The sequence below is a fragment of the Myxococcus eversor genome, from assembly GCF_010894455.1.
Classification (GTDB): Bacteria; Myxococcota; Myxococcia; order Myxococcales; family Myxococcaceae; genus Myxococcus; species Myxococcus eversor.
The window spans coordinates 1-2,856 of record NZ_JAAIXY010000057.1 but is presented as its reverse complement, the minus strand read 5'-3'; the positions used below and the strand labels follow the sequence as shown (position 1 = coordinate 2,856).

1 protein-coding gene is annotated in these 2,856 nt (G+C 66.8%); it reads right to left on the bottom strand.

The window, feature by feature from the left end; all coding sequences use genetic code 11:
• Nucleotides 1–2,856, bottom strand: a 2,856-nt coding sequence (locus G4D83_RS45070; protein WP_163871146.1) for a condensation domain-containing protein, incomplete at both ends; no start/stop codon positions are given.

Genomic DNA, 2,856 nt, shown 5'->3' with positions numbered 1-2,856 from the left:
GAGCGAGGTGCTCGCGGACGCGGGACGGCGGAAGGACGTCACCACCGGCGAGCACCTGGCGGACACCGGCAAGCGCAACGGGCTGAGTGGCAACCATCTGCTCGAAGAGAGCAGCGGTGAGCCAGAGGGAAGAGATTCCCTCGCGGACGAGCAGCGAGCCCAGCTCTTCCAAAGACAGCGAGTGAGGAGGAGCGAGGACGAGCTTGGAGCCGTGGAGGAGGGCGCCCCAGATTTCGAGGGTGGAGGCGTCGAAGGCGACGGGGGCGGCGTGGAGCCAGACGTCGGAGGAAGAGAAGGAGATGAAGGAGGAAGAGACGAGGCGAGTGACGCCGCGGTGAGGGACGCAGACACCCTTGGGCTCGCCCGTGGAGCCGGAGGTGAACATGACGTAGGCAAGGTCATTGCCCGTCACATCCAGAGGCAGCGCGGAAGAAGGCTGACCTGCGATACGAGAAGCCTCCTCGTCGATGACGAGGAGGACGGCGCCAAAGGCCGGCAAGTCGTCGACAACGTCGGAGTGAGAGAGGACGACGCCAGCGGCGGACTCGCGGAGGACGAAGGCGAGGCGCTCGGAAGGCCAGGCCTTGTCGAGAGGGACGTAGGCGGCCCCCGCCTTGAGGATGGCGAGGAGGGCGATGATGAGGTCGGCGGAGCGGTCGAGGCGGACAGCGACGCGAGAGCCCGGAAGCACACCCAACGAGCGCAGGTAGTGAGCGAGCTGGTTGGAGCGCGAGTCGAGCTGGGCGTAGGAGAGCGACTCCTCGCCGGAGACGACAGCGACAGCGTCGGGCGAGCGAGCAGCCTGCTGAGCGAAGAGGGAGTGAATGGACGCGTCGCGCGGGTAGGCGGACGTGATGCCGGTCCACGAAGGAAGCACCTGCTTCTCGTCCGGCGTCAGCATCGCAACCGAGGCGAGCTGGACATCGGGCGAAGCAGTCAGCCCCCCGAGCAGCACCGCGTAGTGCTGAGCGAGGCGCTCCATGGTCGCCGCGTCGAAGAGGTCGGTGTTGTAGTTGAGGATACCGGTGAAGCCGTTGGCGCCCTCTTCGAGCAAAAGGCTGAAGTCATACTTCGAGGTCTCGATGCTCGCGGCCATCCCGCTGAGGGTGAGACCGGGGAGCTCGAGTTCCTCTTCGGGCGCGTTCTGAAGGGTGAGGGTGACCTGGAAGAGGGGCGAGCGGCTCAGGTCGCGCTGAGGCTGGAGCTCCTCGACGAGCTTCTCGAAGGGGACATCCTGGTGCTCGTAGGCGGCCAGGGTCGACGTGCGAACCTGTGAGAGCAGCTCACGGAAGGACTGACGTGAGCCGATTCGCGCACGAAGGACCAGCGTGTTGACGAAGAAGCCGATGAGGCCTTCGGTCTCGGAGCGATTGCGGTTCGCGACGGGCGAGCCGACGGAGATGTCATCCTGGCCCGAGTATCGAGACAGCAAGGTCTGGAACGAGGCCAACAGCACCATGAAGGGCGTGGCGCCCTCGCGCTGAGCCAGGGCCTTCACGGCCTGCGTCAATTCGCGCGACAGCGCGATGGGGACCACTGCGCCGCGATACGTCTGGACCGCGGGACGCGGCCTGTCGGTGGGCAGTTCGAGCGAAGTGGAAGCGTCGGAGAGCTGCTGCCTCCACCAGGCAAGCTCTTCGGCGAGGACGTCGCCCTGGAGCCACTGACGCTGCCAGACGGAGAAGTCGGCGTACTGGATGGGCAGCGGCGCGAGCTGCGCAGGCTCACCACCAGCGAACTGACGATAGAAGGCCGCAATCTCCCGCACGATGACGCCGATGGACCAGCCGTCGGAGACGATGTGGTGAGCGGTGACGAGCAGGAGGTACTCGTCATCGGCGAGGCGCACGAGGGAGGCGTGCACCAGGGGGCCACGAGACAGGTCGAATGAGTGAAGCGCTTCCTCACGCATCAGCCGCTGGGCTTCAGCGTCGCGAGCGGAGGAGTCCAGGGCGCGCAGGTCCACGACGGGCAGCGCCACGCGGACATCCGGCTGGATGCGCTGGACGGGCTGGCCTTCGTGAATGGCGAAGTGGGTGCGAAGCACCTCGTGGCGCTGAATCAGCGCGTTGAGGGACTGGAGCAGCGCCTCCGCGTTGAGGTTGCCAGTGAGCTTGAGAGCCCAGGGGATGTTGTAGGTGGAAGCGCCAGGCTGGAGTTGGTCGAGGAACCAGAGGCGCTGCTGGGCGAAGGAGAGGGGCAGCGGCTGAGTGCGGTCGACAGGGACGAGGGCGGGCTGGCGAGACGAGGAGCCGTGGAGCAACTCCAGCCGCGCGGAGAGAAGCGCGACGGTGGGAGAAGAGAAGAGCTCACCGAGGGGCAACTCAACGTCGAAGGTGGAGCGGATGCGGGAGACGACCTGGGTGGCGAGGAGGGAGTGGCCGCCCAACTCGAAGAAGTCGCCGTGGACGCTGACGCGCTCCAGGCCGAGGACGTCGGCGAAGATGGAGGCAAGACGCGTCTGGGTAGGAGTGGAAGGTGGATCGAAGTCGTCGCCAGAAGTGGCGGCGGCGAAGTCGGGAGGCGGGAGCGCCTTCCTGTCGAGCTTGCCGTTGGCGGAGAGGGGGAAGGACGGGAGCGAGACGAGCGCGGCCGGCACCATGTACTCGGGCAGGCGCTGGAGCAGGAAAGCGCGCAGAGCCGAGGTGTCGACGGAGGATTCGGCGGAGGTGAAGTAGGCGACGAGACGCTTGTCACCGGGGACATCCTCGCGAGCGAGGACGACGGCCTCCTGGATGCCGGAGAAGAGGCGGACGGCGGCCTCGACTTCGCCCAGCTCAATGCGGAAGCCGCGCACCTTCACCTGGAAGTCGGAGCGGCCGAGGAACTCGAGAGAGCCGTTGGCGAGCCAGCGGA